This is a genomic window from Acinetobacter sp. CAU_H_56 (genome assembly GCF_058599425.1).
Map to the genome: position 1 here is coordinate 1046492 of NZ_CM178654.1, position 15902 is coordinate 1062393.

Genomic DNA, 15902 nt, shown 5'->3' on the forward strand with positions numbered 1-15902 from the left:
ATAAACAGTAAGCGATTTAAAATATCCATAAATATTTCAGCTATTTTCAATAGATTCCAGTGTTTTCAAAATCTGGCAATGATCAATCGTGGTTGGGGTATTACAGCTTTCGCGAAGCGCCATTAACTGCTGTTTAAATAACTGTAATTCTTTAATTTTATTTGAAATATCTATAAGGTGCTGATCAATCATCTGGTTAACTTCACAGCAATCCTGTTCTGGATTCTGCTCCAGCTGAATCAGGTATTCAATTTCTTTTAAAGACATGCCTAAAGCACGGCAGCGTTTGATAAAAATCAAGCGTTTTAAGGCATCTTCGCCATAATAACGATACTGGTTACTTGCTCGAAAATTCGGCTGAATCAAACCTCTTTTCTCATAAAATCGAATGGTATCAGTACTTAAATCAGTTTTCTTGGCTATATCAGAAATCAAATAATGTGACATAAATACCTCAGGCTTGACCTTGGAGTGACTCCATAGTTTCTAATGACTGTATCGCATTCAGGATAAAAAATCATCGGAGAATAATATGGCCTGTAGTTGTAGTCATGAACCCGCGCCGCCCAAACCTAATAGCAAATTTAGAACAGCTTTATGGATTGCATTGTTGATTAACCTGACCTTATTTGGTGTAGAGCTGATCGGCGGTGCCTATGCACATTCATCGGCCTTATGGGCAGATGCGCTAGATTTCTTTGGAGATGCTGTGAATTATGGTATTTCTCTGGCGGTGATTGGTGCAAGTCTGTATTGGCGTGCAACAGTTGCTCTGATTAAAGGATTGACCATGGCAGTATTTGGTCTGGTCGTCATTGGTAAAGTGATTTATGCCTTTATGCAAGGTATTCCACCTGAAGCCATTACGATGGGGATCATCGGGATATTGGCCTTAATCGCAAACGTTGTCACAGCCATAATCTTATATACTTTCCGGGATGGGGATTCCAATATGAAATCGGTCTGGTTATGTAGCCGTAATGATGCCATTGGCAATGTGGCTGTCATTCTGGCAGCAGTGGGAGTGTTTGGCACTGGCAGTCTATGGCCAGATATGATTGTGGCGGTGATTATGGCAGGTCTTGGATTAACTGCAGGTTATCAGATAGTGAAGCAAGCTTTGACAGAACGAGCATTAGGGCATGAGACTACTTAATTCTCGTATTCGCTATAAAGCAAAGCTGCCGAAAGGCGGCTTTATAACTGGGGGAGAAATTATTAGGATAAAAAGTTGCATAAGGCAAAATTATTTTTTCAAAATATACTTGAAATTTAAGAATATAACCCCTAAATATAATCTAGATATTTTTATGCTCTTTCGAGCACCCAATCGCACCTAGAGTCACAGGACGCATCATTGTGTTCCGAGTACTTGGCAATGGCGACCGACAAGGTTTCATCGTTGAGTAAGACGAATAGGAAGCGATATGCTGCTTCTGTCATGGCGAAAACTTGGAAGCATGTAGGCTGTTTGAAAATTTGGAGCGTAAATATGATCGATAAAGTCACAATCTATTTGGCTGATATCTGTTTGTCAGTTTATTTGGGGTTGACCGTGTTCATTGGTTGGGATGTTGGAAATATTTTAATACAAATATTGTTAATTTCCACGTGCTTATACACAATAACACAACACAAGGGACAGTTATTTTCTGATATAATAATATGGGGAATGTGTCTAAAAATGGGCTCGATTTTGAAATTTGAAAATATAAATCAGAATGATATTTCGAGCACCCAATCGCACCTAGAGTCACAGGACGCATCATTGTGTTCCGAGTACTTGGCAATGGCGACCGACAAGGTACAATCGTTGAGTAAGACGAATAGGAAGCGATATGCTGCAACTCTGAAACTATGTGACCATGACCTTGCAAGAGCATAGTGAAACGGGAATGGAATTTTATCAATATTGTCAGCAAGAGTTTGATGCTGAGCTAAGTAAATTCAAAACAAAATTAGGTAAGAAAAAATCAGCTTTAAAATATCATTCAAAATATATAACAGTAGATGAATTTTTTGAAGATAGAGAAAAATATAAAGTAGAAATAATAAATTCTATTCAATTAAACAAATTTAAATTTGATCCTCTCACTCCAATTTTTCTTCCAAAAGATAAAGACAGTTACCGTATGGTATGTGTGCCTTCAGTAAAGGATAGATTGATTCAGAATTTATTTATGTCTTATTTAAAAGAGGTTCATTCAAATCAATATAAGAGATTTGCTACCAATGATTTTTCTTTAAAAGGTAATGGTGGTGTAAAGGCTGCACATGACAAATTAATAAATTTAAGAAAGAAATATAAATACGCATTAAAAACAGATATTTCCTCATTCTTTGATGAGTTAAATAGGCAAACTATTTTACATTTATTTAAAACAAAAATAGCAATTCCAAATCTCGATAATTTTTTCAAAGAGATGATCAATGCTGATCCAAATTATAAATTTCTTCAAGCAACATCAGAAGATCAATTCAAAAAATTTTCTGAAATTTTAAAAGTTAAAAAAGGTAAAGGAATTAGACAGGGCATGCCAATAGCTTCTTTGCTGGCTTCATTTTATTTACAAGATTTTGAAGCAATATTAGCAAAAGAAAATATAAATTATATTCGATATGCAGATGATCTTGTGGTATTTGCTAATAAAAGAGAGGAAATTAAAAAATACTTTGATCTTATAAGGGCCGAATTATTAAAAATACAATTACATATACCTGATATTGGAGTAGGTAAATCAGAAATTTATACTCAATCTCAAACTTTGATATTCTTAGGACTTGAGCTTAAGAAAATTAATAATGAATATAGATTATTTATTCCTCATAAAGCATTTACTGAGTTAAATAAAAAAGTTATAGAACTACAAGGTTATAAAAAGAATATAAAAGCTAATTTAAACTTTTATAAGACCTGCCAAAAAATGGATCAGATTTGTAATGGTTATCTAGTTTGTTATGAGTTTACTGCTAATTTAGATGACTTTAAAAAATTTGTAGAAGAAAGAAAAACATTTGTTTATAAGAGATTACTTGCTCCTTTAGGAATTGATTACACTAAACTTTCCTCTGAAAAGAAAAAATATTTTTTTAATGAATAAAAAACCGAAGCCTAAGCTTCGGTTTTTTCTTTATCCATTAAAAAATTATTTTTGGTCGGGTAAAGCAAAGGCAATGATATAGTCACCAACATCTTTAGAGTGGCTTGCACCACCTGCAGAGATGACAACATACTGTTTGCCAGTTTTTGGAGATTTATAAATCAGCGGTGCAGCAACAGCAGCAACAGGAAGCTCTGCTTTCCACACTTCTTTACCAGTTTTTGAATCCAACGCACGTAGGTAATAATCCTGAGTACCTGCGAAGAACACCAGACCAGAAGCAGTTGAAGTAGGACCACCGAGTGTTGGCATACCTAAAGGAATTGGCATATGGGTTTTAACACCTAATGGCCCCAATTCTTTGGCCGTACCCATTGGTACTTCCCAAACGACTTTTTTAGATTTCAAGTCGATGGCAGTCATGGTACCAAATGGAGGTTTGTTACAAGGCACACCCAGTTTAGACTGCATGATGTCAATTTTCACACCCGCATAAGGACCAGCCAATTGTGGACGTACTGTACCCATGAATCCTGGTACTTCGTCAGTTGAGATATGGTATTTACCCATATCTTCTTTACGAACCAATGACATACGAAGTGGCATACGCATATCGTTGACATACATCATACCAGTCGATTCATCAATGGAGATACCGCCCCAGTTGAAGCCACCGAGCAGGCTAGGCCATTCGATATATGGTTTTTCACCAGGTGCAGTATATAAACCGTTGTAGACAGAGTCTTTAAAGTCTATACGACAAGCCAGTTGGTCAAAGGTTGAGATGCCCCACATATCCTGTTCAGTCAATGTCGCATTACCAATTTGTGGCATGCCAACAGAGAATGGTTGGGTAGGAGAAAGTTTTTCACCTTCAGCACCATTGGTGTCGACTGGACGTTCTTCAACTTTAGTGACTGGTTTACCAGTACGGCGGTCAAGAACGAAGATTTGACCCATTTTGGTAGTTTGAATCAACGCAGGCACTTTTTTGCCATGATCATCAGTCATGTCGTAAAGCACAGGTTGTGACGGCAAGTCATAATCCCAGACATCATGGTGAACAGTTTGATAAGACCAAACAGTTTTACCAGTCAAAGCATTTACCGCAACAATGGCAGAGCCAAATTTTTCTTTGGCTCCGTTACGGTCGCCGCCCCAGTAGTCAGGAGGACCATTACCTGTAGGCAAGTAAACCAGATTCAGGTCTTTGTCATAAGTCGGGATGGTCCACATGTTTGGTGTTTCTAAAGTAAAGCCTTTGCCATCTTTAGGTTCACCAACCAGTTCAGGATTACCGACATCCCAAGCCCAAGCCAATTGACCAGTACGAACGTCATAAGCACGGACAACACCAGAAGGTTCACCATGCACAATATCACGTACCCAACCGCCTAATACAGCGACATGACCCGCAATCAGTGGGGTCGAGGTTGGGTGATAACGTTTACTTTGTTCAGTTGGGCCCATGTCATGCAAGACATCGACTTGACCATTCACACCAAACTCAGGACATAAAGCACCTGTTTTGGCGTTCAAAGCAATTAAACGGCCATCAACAGTAGAAGTCAGGATACGTTGTGGACAAGCTTTAATACCCGGTGCTTGTAAGTCTGCTGCAGTTAAAGATTTGTCTTTAGTTGCATCATAGTAACCAACACCACGGCAAGTGATATGCTCTGCAGTTTTTGCATGTGGATCATATTTCCAAAGTGCTTTACCACTGTCACCATCAATTGCTGAAATGATGTTAGTCGGTGTACATGAATATAAAGTACTACCAATTTGAATTGGTGTATTTTCATCGACACCGGCAGAAGTATCACGACCAGTGTGATAAGTCCAAGCCACTTTCAGATCTTTGACATTTTCAGGGGTAATGTCAGTGTACGGCGCAAAGCGGGTACCGTTACCATTACGACCGAAATATTCCCAGTTGTCCGGGTTTTCTGCATTCGGTTTAGCCAGAGCAGGGTCTTGTACGATATCAACAGGATTGAGGATTTTGCCGTGCGGGAAGAAAGCAGCAATCAGGGCTGCGACACAGGCAAAGAAACCGGCAAAGCCAACAAGATTGGCAGCTTTGATTTTTGCAGCATTGAGTGCTGGCAGGCTTTTGCTTGCCCACATGCTGAGGACAAACAGAATAGTTGGAACCACCAGACGTGGAATATATTGCCAGAAGCTCAAACCTTGAACTTCAGCAATTGCCCAAAGGATGGTTGCAATAAAAGTAATAATAGAAAGCCAGAAACCAAGGGCTTTTTTCATCGCATAGAAAATGGCGATTGCAACATAGGCAATCCCTGCAATGAGATAATAACTTGTACCACCGAGGCTGAGTAATTTAGCGCCTTGAATGATCAAGTACAGCGCAACAAGTAAAGTCAGTACGACTACAAAATATCGATAGACTTTAGACCCTGTACGCTCGATAGAGGAGGGTTGTTCAGTGCTCATACCTTGCCTATAAAAAACGGCTTGGTTGCATAAACGGTGAAACAGGAGAATGGGATCAAAACAGATCGAATTTAAAGTTTACAGAGTTTATGTAACTAAGTCTTTAGCGAGGATAAATCCTCAGGAGAAATCAATTACAGTTACATATTCTAACATTTAAGAAGGAATTTTTGACTAAAAAATATAATGTGAGTATTGATATTTATCATTTATTTTATTGTTTTAAACAATTGTGTTTTTCTAAGTGTCCTAATTATAAGAAATTTTAAGTCAAGAATAGCTTGGGTTAATTCTTTTAAATTAAGACTTATGGAATATAAAAAACGCATGCTTAAAGCATGCGTTTTAGGATTGCAAAAGAATTTTTGCAGATTATTTTTCAACGAATGCACGTTCAATCACGTAATCGCCCAGAACGCCCATACGTGGAGATTCTTTCAGACCATGTTGATCCAGAAGCGCAGCAACGTCGTCCAGGAATGCAGGAGAACCACAAAGCATTGCACGGTCAGTTTCAGGGTTGAAACGTGGCAGACCGATTTTCTCGAATAATTGACCAGATTCAATCGCAGTGGTTACACGACCTTGAGTATGGAACTCTTCACGAGTAACAGTTGGGTAATACACTAATTTTTCTTTAGCGCCCAATTCACCGAAGAATTCATGGTTTGGAATTTCGTTCAAAATCAAATCTTGATAAGCCAGTTCTGAAATGAAACGTGTACCGTGAACGACGATGATTTTTTCGAAACGTTCATAAGTTTCTGGATCACGAATCACAGAAAGGAATGGTGCAAGGCCAGTACCCGAAGAAAGCAGGTACAGGTTTTTACCTGGGTTTAAATCATCAAGAACCAGCGTACCTGTAGGTTTTTTAGAAACCAGGATTTCGTCGCCAACTTTAACTTTTTGTAGAATAGAAGTAAGAGGACCATCTGGCACTTTAATAGAGAAAAACTCTAGCTCTTCTTCATAGTTTGCACTTGCGATTGAATACGCACGCATTAAAGGCTTGCCATTGACCTCAAGGCCGATCATCACAAACTGACCGTTTTTAAAACGTAATGCAGTGTCACGAGTCGTTTTAAAAGAGAATAAAGTGTCATTCCAATGGTGGACGTGAGTAATCTTTTCGACGTTAAAAGCAGCCATTAAAGGTCTCAATAAGTTATCAAATTAGAACAGGTTGCTATTCTAATCTAAATTCATTCTCTATAAACTGAATATATTTAATTGAGCTTATCAAAAAAAGTGATTATGACCGAACTCACTCTGCCGATTATTGGCTATATGCATTCTCCCTATAAAGAAAAGTTTGGCATCCCGCGTCAGCCTAATTTGGTACAGGTTGAAAGCTATATTGAAATGACCGGTCCATATAATGATTTACTCGCATTTGAAGGCATCGAAGAGTTTAGTCATCTCTGGTTAGTCTGGCAGTTTCATGATAATAAAAATCAGCAGAGCCAGCAATTTCGTCCGCAGGTTCGTCCACCCCGTTTAGGTGGTAACAAGAAAATAGGTGTATTTGCTACACGTAGTATGTACCGTCCTGCACCCATTGGTTTATCAGTCGTGAAATTAAATCGTGTCGAAAAAGTCGGTAAAAATGTCCGGGTTTATGTCACAGGAAGTGACCTGTTAGATGGAACGCCGATTATAGACATTAAACCCTATATTCAATATTCGGATGCAGTACCTGAAGCGCAAAGTGGCTACGCGCAAGATGAACCATCACGTAAGTCCGTGATGTGGAGTAAGGACGCTGAACAGCAAAAAAAATTATTATTAGAAAAAGGAACAATATCTGCTCAATTGCTAGAAGAACTTGAAGCCGTTTTATCTCTCGATCCTAGACCGGCATATCAGGATGATGAGAACCGGGTTTATGGAATGAAGTTTGCGGACTTGGATGTGAAATTTAAAGTTACTTTAGCTGATATTGTAGTCGATCAGTTAATTTTTTGAATTTTTAAAATGAAATACTGATTTAAAAATAGGAACCTCAACTAAATTGGAGTTCCTATTTAATATTAATATACAGCACTCGAAGTACTTTATATCAAGTTGTTACGAGTATTTTTTAATTTGCTTTCTTAATTCTTCAGATGCAGTATTATTAAATAAAGTGCATGCATTTTCTTGTAAAGTTGCATACTCCTGTAGAGCTGGTTTGTCCTGAGCAGATGCTGAATTAACCAGTGCTTTAGATGCGGCTAAAATATTTTTGATATTGTATTCTTCTCCAGCTGGATGATAATCAACTTCATAATATTTGCTCTTATATTCAGCTAGTCCCCATTGCTGATCTTCTCTAAGATCTAGATATGCTATAGCATCCTTAAAAGTTTGTTTGGCATATTTACTATCTTTTGAAATATCAGCCCATTCAAGTTTTAAATAATCTTGTACATAATCTTCAAGTGAATATTTATATAACTCAATATATTTTTGTGAGTTATTAATAGTTTGGAGTTGAATACAAGTAGATCCGGTAGGGAAGGTTGAATTAGAAAGTACTCGATAAAAATCTTCCCCTTTTTCTCCCATAGGGTAGGTATCGAGTAAATTATATTTTAAATTGACATAATGGTCTGGACTGAGGACTTGAGCAATATTTTTACCACTAATATCAAAGACCTTGAATGTAAGTGTACTGCTTAATCCTGTGGAATTAATTGGAGAATATGGAACTTGCTTCCAAGTGGTTGCATTAGCCGTAATAGTCCCTTGCAATTTGCCATAGGTCGCATGTGTAGAACCGTGATCATATAATCCATTTTCAGTTAGATAGAAAGTTTCACTTTCATCCCAGCCTGTTGTCTCATCAACTTTAATATAGACATTTCCTTGATCAAAGGTTAGCTGTTCAATTTCATAATTTAGGTCTGAATCGGAATATTCATCAATATAGAATGATGACCATTGTTGGAAGGCAGGTTTTGTAAGGGTAGTATTTCCAGTTCCAGTTCCAGTTCCAGTTCCAGTTCCAGGGTTTGAATCAGAAGAAGAGGATCCCCCACCACAAGCACTTAGCATGAATGCACTAAAAATTGCGAGTGATAAATTCTTAAATTTCATAAAAATCCCTATAAAAAATCGTAGTAATAAAATTGTTTTTTAAAATAAAGCAGACTAATTATAGCGAATAAATATCAAAATTAAATTTACAAAATATATAAAAATTAAATATTTAAATATACTTAACAATCAAAATACCATCCACCACAAAATACCAATCAACACCGCCATATGCAAAATCTGTACTGGCGCAAAGTACAGGGAAAATTTGAAACCACCTGTTACAGCAGCATTGACTGACTTGGCTACAGCATGTGCGCCCAGCCCTAAAAGCAGGGCATAGATCAGCCGGGTATTGGATGGATCTCCTTGAATGACCACACTGGCCATTGCGGCATGAATTTCAAATAAGGACGCAAATAAAGTACCCGCCAGAAGACCAGCATTGCCCAGTAATATTTCCAATCCATAAACGCCAGCCTGAATCAGGGTTAATGCGGCAGCGATAATCACAGCTTCCTTGAGACTAAACATTTTACTGTCAGAAGATTCCGGAGACTCCTGATTTTTGGCTGGTTCGGCTTTATGTAATAATATAAATGCACATGCAGCCAGAATAACCATAGCGACCAACGACGGTAGAAGAAGAATTTTTAGCCAGTCCCAGGAAACGCCTCCTACTACAATAAACAATAGAACTAATGTCGAAATGCATGACATCAGGGCAGCGCCAGCATTGGATTTTGCATCCATTTCACCTTTGCGCACCTGTATCCCCAGTTGAGCAATAGTTGCGGTACTGGAAACAAAACCTGAAGCAATTGAAGACAGCATCAAAGCATTTTTAGTTGAAAAGAAACGTTTAGCGATATGTGCCAAAGCTTGAACTACCAGTATTAGAGTTACTAATTTTAAAATCAGATAAGGGTTCAGCACTTCACCCCATAAAGGCTGGTCAGGGGTTAGCGGTAAACCAATCAGAATCAAGGCTAATAATAGTAATCCATCCCTAAATTCAGCCTCAGTAATCCACTGTCCGGCAATATTATGCATAGAGTGTTTGGCCATTAAAATAATTGTGATCAAGACTGCTAGCCCTGCAGCCAGAGGAATATTCCATAAACAAATCGCCCCTATGAAATAGGTCATGATAAAGGCCAATTCAGTGGTAATTCCCGGATCTTCTATCTGGTTTCGGATAGAAAAAATGACGATGCCGCCAATAATGAGTGCACCGGCCAGACCCATTGCCATTCCGAATAAAAAGCACAATGCGCCTAATAAAGCACAGATCGCAAAAGAGCGTAATCCGGCAAAACTGGTCTGTTCTTCACGCTGTTTGTGCCGTTCACGTTCCAGCCCGATTAGTAAACCACATCCTAAGGCAGCAGTCAGGAGGGTAAGCAATTCATGAAAGGAACTACTTTCACTTAAGGGAACCACGCTTAAATCCATATCTGACCTCAGCGATTGAATAAGATATCCTGATTGAAATATAGGCGAAAAATTGACACATCGACAAGCAGAAAAAGGTTATGAACTCAAAACCATATGATGTGCTTAATATTCATGAAAGATAAACCCGCTTTCTAGTTTTGAAGTCGCGATGGAATGCGAAAAATAGGAAAAACTTGTTATAGTGGAGGCAGTTTTGGGGACCATCAATCATGAAATTTGATTTTGAAATTGATACAGGCTGGTGTTTGGATCAGCTTTTAAAAGACGGAAAAATAACTGAACGTGACCGGATGCGAGTTCAGACCACACATCGTCAGCGTGAACAAATAAAATGGCATCCTTTACAATGGATCGCGCACTTTAATCTGGTTGATCAGTCCCATCCTCAAAGTACTTTGACACTCAACCGTTTATGTCAGTGGCTGGCAGAAAAAACTGGTTTAATGTTCTATATCATCGATCCGCTCAAAGCTGATGTGCAGGCCTTGACCAATGTGATGTCACAGGAATATGCACTGCGTAACCGTATTCTGGCAGTAGAAATTCAACCAGATAAAGTTCTGATCGCCACAGATCAGCCTTATAAAACTGAATGGGTCTCAAACCTCGAACAGAATATTGCACCGAAAAAAATTGAACGGGTATTGCTCAATCCGGAACAGCTCCAGCGTTATATTGTTGAGTATTATCAGGTCAGTCGTGCAGTCAGTGGCTCGCAAAAATCATCTGCTTATGACCGGGAAAATAAAGGTGTAGAAGCCTTGCTGCAACTGGGTGATTCCCAGAATCCGGATGCCAATGACCAGCATATCGTGAAACTGGTGGACTGGGTGCTGCAATTTGCCTTTGAACAGGGCGCCAGTGATATCCATATGGAACCGCGCAAAGACACCGGCAAAATCCGTTTCCGGATTGATGGGGTATTGCACACCATCTATAACATGCCAGCCAATACCCTGACTGCGGTCATTTCCCGAATCAAAATCCTAGGCCGGATGAATGTGGCAGAAAAACGTAAACCACAGGATGGCCGTTTAAAAACCCGGACTCCGAAAGGGCAGGAAACTGAACTGCGTTTATCGACCTTACCTACCGCATTTGGTGAAAAGCTGGTAATGCGTATCTTTGACCCAGAAGTTCTAGTCAGAAGTTTTCAGCAGCTCGGTTTTGAAGGACATTTACTCAATGACTGGAATAATCTGACTAGCCATAGTCACGGTATTATTCTGGTCACCGGACCGACCGGTTCTGGTAAAACCACCACACTGTATTCCACTTTAAAGCAGCTTGCGACTGAGCAGGTGAACGTCTGTACGATTGAAGATCCGATCGAGATGCTGGAACCGAGCTTCAACCAGATGCAGGTCAATAACGGAATTGAGCTGGGCTTTGCAGATGGTGTGCGTGCACTGATGCGTCAGGATCCGGACATTATTATGGTCGGCGAGATTCGTGACCAAGATACGGCCAATATGGCGATTCAGGCAGCATTAACCGGTCACTTGGTACTTTCTACCCTGCATACTAATGATGCGCCGTCGAGTCTGACCCGCTTGCATGATCTGGGCGTACAACCATTTTTAACAGCAGCCACCATCTTGGGGGTTTTGGCTCAGCGTCTGGTGCGTAAGCTATGTCCGCATTGCAAGCAAGAGAGTTTCTTGGATGAGCAGGAATGGCAGCATCTGGCAGTGGACTATCCTTTACCACGTCCGGAATTTGTCTTTAAAGCAGTTGGCTGTGAAGAATGTCGTCATACCGGTTATAAAGGCCGAATCGGGATTTATGAGTTTATGCCGCTTAGCCTGACCACCAAGCAATTAATCGGAGCGGATGCTAACCTGAATCAGTTACGTCAGCAGGCAAAAAAAGAAGGGGTAGAACCTTTACGGATTGCCGGTGCTCGCAAGATTCTGGAAGGGGTCACCACGCTTGAAGAAGTCTTGAGAGTTGTGCCATTAAATTAATTCTGAAGATGAAGCAATCTTAAGATTCAATTCATCTTCGGCTGTTTTAATAGCATCATCGAAACAGGGCAAGACTTTAAAAAGAGGTAACTGCAATGAAAATGATGATGAATACTGTTTTAGCAGCTGCATTAATGGGTTCAATTGGGACTGTCGCAGTTGCGAGTAGTGAAACTGCGGTGAATCAGGCTGCATTTGCTAAAACTACTACAGTTAAGCAAGCGTTGACCATGAAAGATGACAGCAAGGTTCAGCTGAAAGGTTATGTGGTAAAAGCTGTCGGTGATGAAAAATACCAGTTCCGCGATAATACCGGCACCATTACTGTCGAAATTGATGATGAACTTTGGCAGGGTAAACCTGTATCAGCTAAAACACCTGTGGTAATCATTGGTGAAGTAGACATTGACTATAAACCTGCGAAACGTGTTGAAATTGATGTCGACCAAGTTCATTTCTAATTTCAGCATGATTTCCTGAACTGAATCTGAATACAGCAACAAAAAACCACATGCAAGTTACCAAAAAGCATGTGGTTTTTTTGAGTCTGGAACTTTTTCAAGGCAAGATAGAAAGATAAAACAAGCGGAGCATAACATGCGTATTCTTTTGGCAGAGGATGATGAATCTCAGGCGGAAAGTATTCAAACCTGGCTGGAAATGGACGGTTATGTGGTTGATCGGGTCGATCGTGGAGATCATGCCATTTTGGCGATTGAACAGCATCAATATGACTGTATTTTGCTGGATCGTGGCCTGCCGAATGCAACCGGAGATGATATTCTTAAAAGCTTGCGCAATAAACAGAAAGATACCCCTGTTATCTTTATCACCGCCAAGGACAGTATTCATGATCGGGTCGCAGGACTCGATCTGGGAGCCAATGATTATCTGGTAAAACCCTTTAGTCTGGAAGAACTTTCCGCTCGCGTGCGTGCCCAGCTCAGACAAAAACAGCAAATGCCAAATCATGTCCTGCAGTGGCAGGATCTTAGTCTGGACACCCAGGCCAAGACAGTAATGAAGGCGGGGCAGAGTATTAATCTGACTGCAAAAGAATTCCAGATTTTATATAAGCTGATGCAAAAACCAGAACATATCATTACCCGGGAGCAGCTGGAGGAATCCCTCTATGCCTGGGGAGACGAAATCGAAAGCAATGCGATTGAAGTCTTTATTTATCAGCTACGTAAAAAAATTGGCAGTCAGATGATCAAAACTATTCGTGGCTTGGGCTACCGGATGCATAAACCCGAGGCCTCCATATGAAGGCACCCATTTCCCTGCAAAGTCGGCTGATTCAACATGCCATGTTCAGTTCCATACTGGCAGGATTTCTGGCGTGGCTACTGTTATTGGGAATTTCCAGCTATCAGGCGATTGATCTGCATGATGACCTAATGGAGGAAATTTCAGAGTTACTTCTGGGAGATGTGAACCAAGCCAAAAATACGCAGGTCGATGAAATCAGTGAGCAGTTTGATATTCAATATGCCTTGTTACTGAATCAGCAGGTACTGACCACTTCAATTGATGATGAACTGATTAATGAGATACCAGTTGCACAGAAAAATGGGTTTCACTTTGATTATGAAAATGGCCATTTTATTCGCATCCTGATTGCTGAAGATCAAGACTTGAAAGTGAAAGTGGTACAACCGCTTTCGGTACGCTTTGATGAGCTTTGGCAAACAACTTTAGGTTTCGGTGGGATTTTATTTATCCTATGGATATTACAGTGGTTAATTTTACGTTTTGCCATTAAGCGGCAATTAAGACCTTTAAATAAAATTTCCCGAGAAATTGGTTCTAAATCTGCACTGGACCTTAGTCCGGTCCAAAGTTCTGATCCTGAGATTACCGAACTGCAACCGATTGTCCGTCAGCTGAATGCTATGTTGAGCCGTTTAGAAAAATCATTGGCTGCCGAGCAACGTTTTACTGCCGATGCTTCACATGAGTTGCGTTCCCCATTGTCTGCCATTCAAATGCGTTTACAGGTGCTGAAACGTAAATATCAGGAAGATGCCCAACTTAGGCAAGCATTGCAGTTAATTCAAAATGACGTCAACCGCGGTACGCAGATTCTGGAAAACTTACTGCTATTGGCTCGGCTCGATCCAGAACATGCAGAGCAGCTGCCCAAACAACAGGTTAATCTTAAATTTCTGATTCAGGATGTTTTACAAGCTTTACAACCTTTTGCTCAGGAAAAACAGATTTATTGGAACCTAAAGCTTGAAGATGCAGTGATTGAAGCAAATGCAGAGCTGATTTTTAGCTGTATCCGCAATCTGGTTGATAATGCCATTCGTTATACGCCTATACAGGGACAGGTCGAAATCAGGACGATAGTTGAAAGCCAGAATCTACAAGTCGTGATTGAAAATTCGGGGGAGGGAATTCAGGAAGAAGTTGTTCAACGTTTAGGTGAACGTTTTTACCGGGCCTTGGGCACGCGCACACAAGGTTCAGGTTTGGGATTGTCGATTTGTCAAAAGATTATGCAGTTACATACGGCCAAGATTGATTATGCGCCGTCAGGTTTGGGTGGACTTAAAGTTTCATTAATTTTTCAATCTGAACAACAAAGACATTAGGTATAGCAATTAAAAAAGCAGTATGCGCTGATTCATACTGCCTGTTCCCACGTTTATTATTTTTGGAGTATTTAAATTACTTGGTCAGAATGAGCCGGTTATTACGAGTCAAACGTAGACGGTATTCTTCACCCGCATGCATAATCCGGATTTCTCGTCCAAGCGCAAATAAATTATTCGAATGCAACATCGGTAGCGCATGCTGAGTATCATTATTACGGGTAAATAGGCTAAATGGTGCGTTCATTCCGTCGACTCCGTGGTGTGTTTTGGATTGATTTAAATGATAATCATTATCGAATAGATCTGTCAACGAATAATTGCTTCATTTATAAAAAACTCTAATTTGCTTACAATCTGTAAAACTTCAATGGTTCAGAACATTATGTCCAAAGCCACGATTCATGTCGCAATCGCTATTTTATTTCATCAAAATCAGGTGCTGGTCGGCTGGCGTGAAGCCAAACAGCATCAGGGCAATAAATATGAGTTTCCAGGCGGAAAAGTAGAACAGGGCGAATTGCCTATAGAGGCATGTCGACGTGAAGTGATTGAAGAAGTCGGAATTGATATTGAGCAATGGCAGGCTTTTGATTTTATTTCGCATGAATATGAAGATGTCATCGTCAATCTACATATTTTCCATGCTTCGGTTCAGCCAGAACAATTAGCTGGAATCAAGCAGCAATGGCGCTGGTATAGCCGGGATGAACTCAGTGAACTAAATTTTCCTAAAGCCAATCAGGCCATGATTCAAAAGCTGCAATGGCCGCGCAAGATCAAAATTTCTGACGACTTAAGTCACCTGAATAATCTGGAAACAGACCAGATGCTGTATTGGCGAGTAATGGCCAGCCCTGAACACATCAGCCAGTTACAGCAGATTCCAGTCGATCAGTTATCCAGATTGATCATCAATCAGGAACTTTGGTCACAACTGAATGAATTGCAGCAGCAAACCATTCGCACGATTCACCTGAAACAGTCTCAATTGATGCAACTGCAAAAAGGGGAGCTGACTGGTGGCTATCGTTATCTTGCAGCCTGTCATGATCTGGAAGCATTAAAACATGCAGAAAACATAGGCTGTGAAGCAGCTTTACTCAGCCCGGTACTGGCAACAGAGACACATCCTGATACTGCAGCTTTGGGCTGGGAAAAATTTAAACAGATGGCTGAACAGGTACAGATTCCTGTATTTGCTTTAGGCGGTTTGAAAGCTGAAGATCTAGACCATGCTCAAAACCAGTATGCTTATGGGATTGCAGGGATCCGTTATGTTTAAGTTAGAAACT

General features: G+C 40.1%; 14 protein-coding genes. 8 read left to right on the plus strand and 6 right to left on the minus strand.

The window, feature by feature from the left end:
- Window positions 1-36 precede the first annotated feature (36 nt).
- On the minus strand, window positions 37-447 hold the full coding sequence (locus tag AC4MCC_RS05160; RefSeq protein ID WP_312332070.1) for a Cd(II)/Pb(II)-responsive transcriptional regulator: 411 nt from the start codon (window positions 445-447) through the stop codon (window positions 37-39).
- Between the two features lie 85 nt (window positions 448-532).
- On the opposite strand from AC4MCC_RS05160, the gene AC4MCC_RS05165 reads away from it, so the two are divergent.
- Together AC4MCC_RS05165 and AC4MCC_RS05170 are read left to right on the plus strand one after the other, a co-directional pair.
- A complete protein-coding gene (locus tag AC4MCC_RS05165) occupies window positions 533-1156 on the plus strand; it encodes a cation efflux transmembrane domain-containing protein (protein WP_491885753.1) in 624 nt (207 codons plus the stop codon).
- A gap of 709 nt (window positions 1157-1865) precedes the next feature.
- A complete protein-coding gene (locus AC4MCC_RS05170) occupies window positions 1866-3101 on the plus strand; it encodes a reverse transcriptase domain-containing protein (RefSeq protein ID WP_127799999.1) in 1236 nt (411 codons plus the stop codon).
- A gap of 45 nt (window positions 3102-3146) precedes the next feature.
- Here the strand turns inward: AC4MCC_RS05170 and AC4MCC_RS05175 are convergent, their stop codons facing one another.
- Together AC4MCC_RS05175 and AC4MCC_RS05180 are read right to left on the minus strand one after the other, a co-directional pair.
- A complete protein-coding gene (locus AC4MCC_RS05175; protein ID WP_180105118.1) occupies window positions 3147-5561 on the minus strand; it encodes a membrane-bound PQQ-dependent dehydrogenase, glucose/quinate/shikimate family in 2415 nt (804 codons plus the stop codon).
- Between the two features lie 372 nt (window positions 5562-5933).
- A complete protein-coding gene (locus tag AC4MCC_RS05180; protein WP_005236496.1) occupies window positions 5934-6713 on the minus strand; it encodes a ferredoxin--NADP reductase in 780 nt (259 codons plus the stop codon).
- A 105-nt stretch (window positions 6714-6818) separates the two neighbouring features.
- On the opposite strand from AC4MCC_RS05180, the gene tsaA reads away from it, so the two are divergent.
- Window positions 6819-7529, plus strand: a complete 711-nt coding sequence (gene tsaA, locus AC4MCC_RS05185; RefSeq protein WP_491885754.1) for a tRNA (N6-threonylcarbamoyladenosine(37)-N6)-methyltransferase TrmO — start codon at window positions 6819-6821, stop codon at window positions 7527-7529.
- A gap of 102 nt (window positions 7530-7631) precedes the next feature.
- Here the strand turns inward: tsaA and AC4MCC_RS05190 are convergent, their stop codons facing one another.
- Together AC4MCC_RS05190 and AC4MCC_RS05195 are read right to left on the minus strand one after the other, a co-directional pair.
- Window positions 7632-8642, minus strand: a complete 1011-nt coding sequence (locus AC4MCC_RS05190) for a hypothetical protein (protein WP_491885755.1) — start codon at window positions 8640-8642, stop codon at window positions 7632-7634.
- Window positions 8643-8771: 129 nt separating this feature from the next.
- On the minus strand, window positions 8772-10037 hold the full coding sequence (locus AC4MCC_RS05195) for an MgtC/SapB family protein (RefSeq protein ID WP_491885756.1): 1266 nt from the start codon (window positions 10035-10037) through the stop codon (window positions 8772-8774).
- A gap of 212 nt (window positions 10038-10249) precedes the next feature.
- Here AC4MCC_RS05195 and tfpB point away from each other — a divergent pair, with 212 nt between their 5' ends.
- From tfpB to AC4MCC_RS05215, 4 genes are all read left to right on the plus strand, one after another.
- On the plus strand, window positions 10250-12007 hold the full coding sequence (tfpB, locus tag AC4MCC_RS05200) for a type IV pilus assembly ATPase TfpB (protein ID WP_180025489.1): 1758 nt from the start codon (window positions 10250-10252) through the stop codon (window positions 12005-12007).
- 95 nt (window positions 12008-12102) lie between these two features.
- Complete coding sequence (locus tag AC4MCC_RS05205; RefSeq protein ID WP_419374660.1) at window positions 12103-12468, plus strand: NirD/YgiW/YdeI family stress tolerance protein; 366 nt, start codon at window positions 12103-12105, stop codon at window positions 12466-12468.
- Between the two features lie 136 nt (window positions 12469-12604).
- Window positions 12605-13276, plus strand: coding sequence for a response regulator transcription factor (locus tag AC4MCC_RS05210; RefSeq protein WP_491885757.1), 672 nt, complete (start codon window positions 12605-12607; stop codon window positions 13274-13276).
- The gene (locus tag AC4MCC_RS05215; protein ID WP_491885758.1) at window positions 13273-14607 is read left to right on the plus strand and encodes a sensor histidine kinase; all 1335 of its coding nucleotides are present in this window, start codon (window positions 13273-13275) and stop codon (window positions 14605-14607) included. Before AC4MCC_RS05210 ends, AC4MCC_RS05215 begins: the two co-directional genes overlap by 4 nt.
- 76 nt (window positions 14608-14683) lie before the next feature.
- On the opposite strand, the gene hemP is transcribed toward AC4MCC_RS05215, so the two are convergent.
- On the minus strand, window positions 14684-14854 hold the full coding sequence (gene hemP / locus AC4MCC_RS05220) for a hemin uptake protein HemP (RefSeq protein WP_004784247.1): 171 nt from the start codon (window positions 14852-14854) through the stop codon (window positions 14684-14686).
- Window positions 14855-14992: 138 nt separating this feature from the next.
- On the opposite strand from hemP, the gene AC4MCC_RS05225 reads away from it, so the two are divergent.
- Complete coding sequence (locus AC4MCC_RS05225; protein ID WP_491885759.1) at window positions 14993-15892, plus strand: NUDIX domain-containing protein; 900 nt, start codon at window positions 14993-14995, stop codon at window positions 15890-15892.
- The last annotated feature ends 10 nt before the right edge of the window (window positions 15893-15902 follow it).

Bases quoted from the DNA above. Each gene is read 5' to 3' on its own strand.
- AC4MCC_RS05225 (WP_491885759.1), top strand. From the start codon at position 14,993: ATGTCCAAAGCCACGATTCATGTCGCAATCGCTATTTTATTTCATCAA.
- AC4MCC_RS05175 (WP_180105118.1), bottom strand. From the start codon at position 5,561: ATGAGCACTGAACAACCCTCCTCTATCGAGCGTACAGGGTCTAAAGTC.
- tfpB (WP_180025489.1), top strand. From the start codon at position 10,250: ATGAAATTTGATTTTGAAATTGATACAGGCTGGTGTTTGGATCAGCTT.
- AC4MCC_RS05190 (WP_491885755.1), bottom strand. From the start codon at position 8,642: ATGAAATTTAAGAATTTATCACTCGCAATTTTTAGTGCATTCATGCTA.
- hemP (WP_004784247.1), bottom strand. From the start codon at position 14,854: ATGAACGCACCATTTAGCCTATTTACCCGTAATAATGATACTCAGCAT.
- AC4MCC_RS05165 (WP_491885753.1), top strand. From the start codon at position 533: ATGGCCTGTAGTTGTAGTCATGAACCCGCGCCGCCCAAACCTAATAGC.
- AC4MCC_RS05215 (WP_491885758.1), top strand. From the start codon at position 13,273: ATGAAGGCACCCATTTCCCTGCAAAGTCGGCTGATTCAACATGCCATG.
- AC4MCC_RS05180 (WP_005236496.1), bottom strand. From the start codon at position 6,713: ATGGCTGCTTTTAACGTCGAAAAGATTACTCACGTCCACCATTGGAAT.
- AC4MCC_RS05210 (WP_491885757.1), top strand. From the start codon at position 12,605: ATGCGTATTCTTTTGGCAGAGGATGATGAATCTCAGGCGGAAAGTATT.
- AC4MCC_RS05195 (WP_491885756.1), bottom strand. From the start codon at position 10,037: ATGGATTTAAGCGTGGTTCCCTTAAGTGAAAGTAGTTCCTTTCATGAA.
- AC4MCC_RS05160 (WP_312332070.1), bottom strand. From the start codon at position 447: ATGTCACATTATTTGATTTCTGATATAGCCAAGAAAACTGATTTAAGT.
- tsaA (WP_491885754.1), top strand. From the start codon at position 6,819: ATGACCGAACTCACTCTGCCGATTATTGGCTATATGCATTCTCCCTAT.
- AC4MCC_RS05170 (WP_127799999.1), top strand. From the start codon at position 1,866: ATGACCTTGCAAGAGCATAGTGAAACGGGAATGGAATTTTATCAATAT.
- AC4MCC_RS05205 (WP_419374660.1), top strand. From the start codon at position 12,103: ATGAAAATGATGATGAATACTGTTTTAGCAGCTGCATTAATGGGTTCA.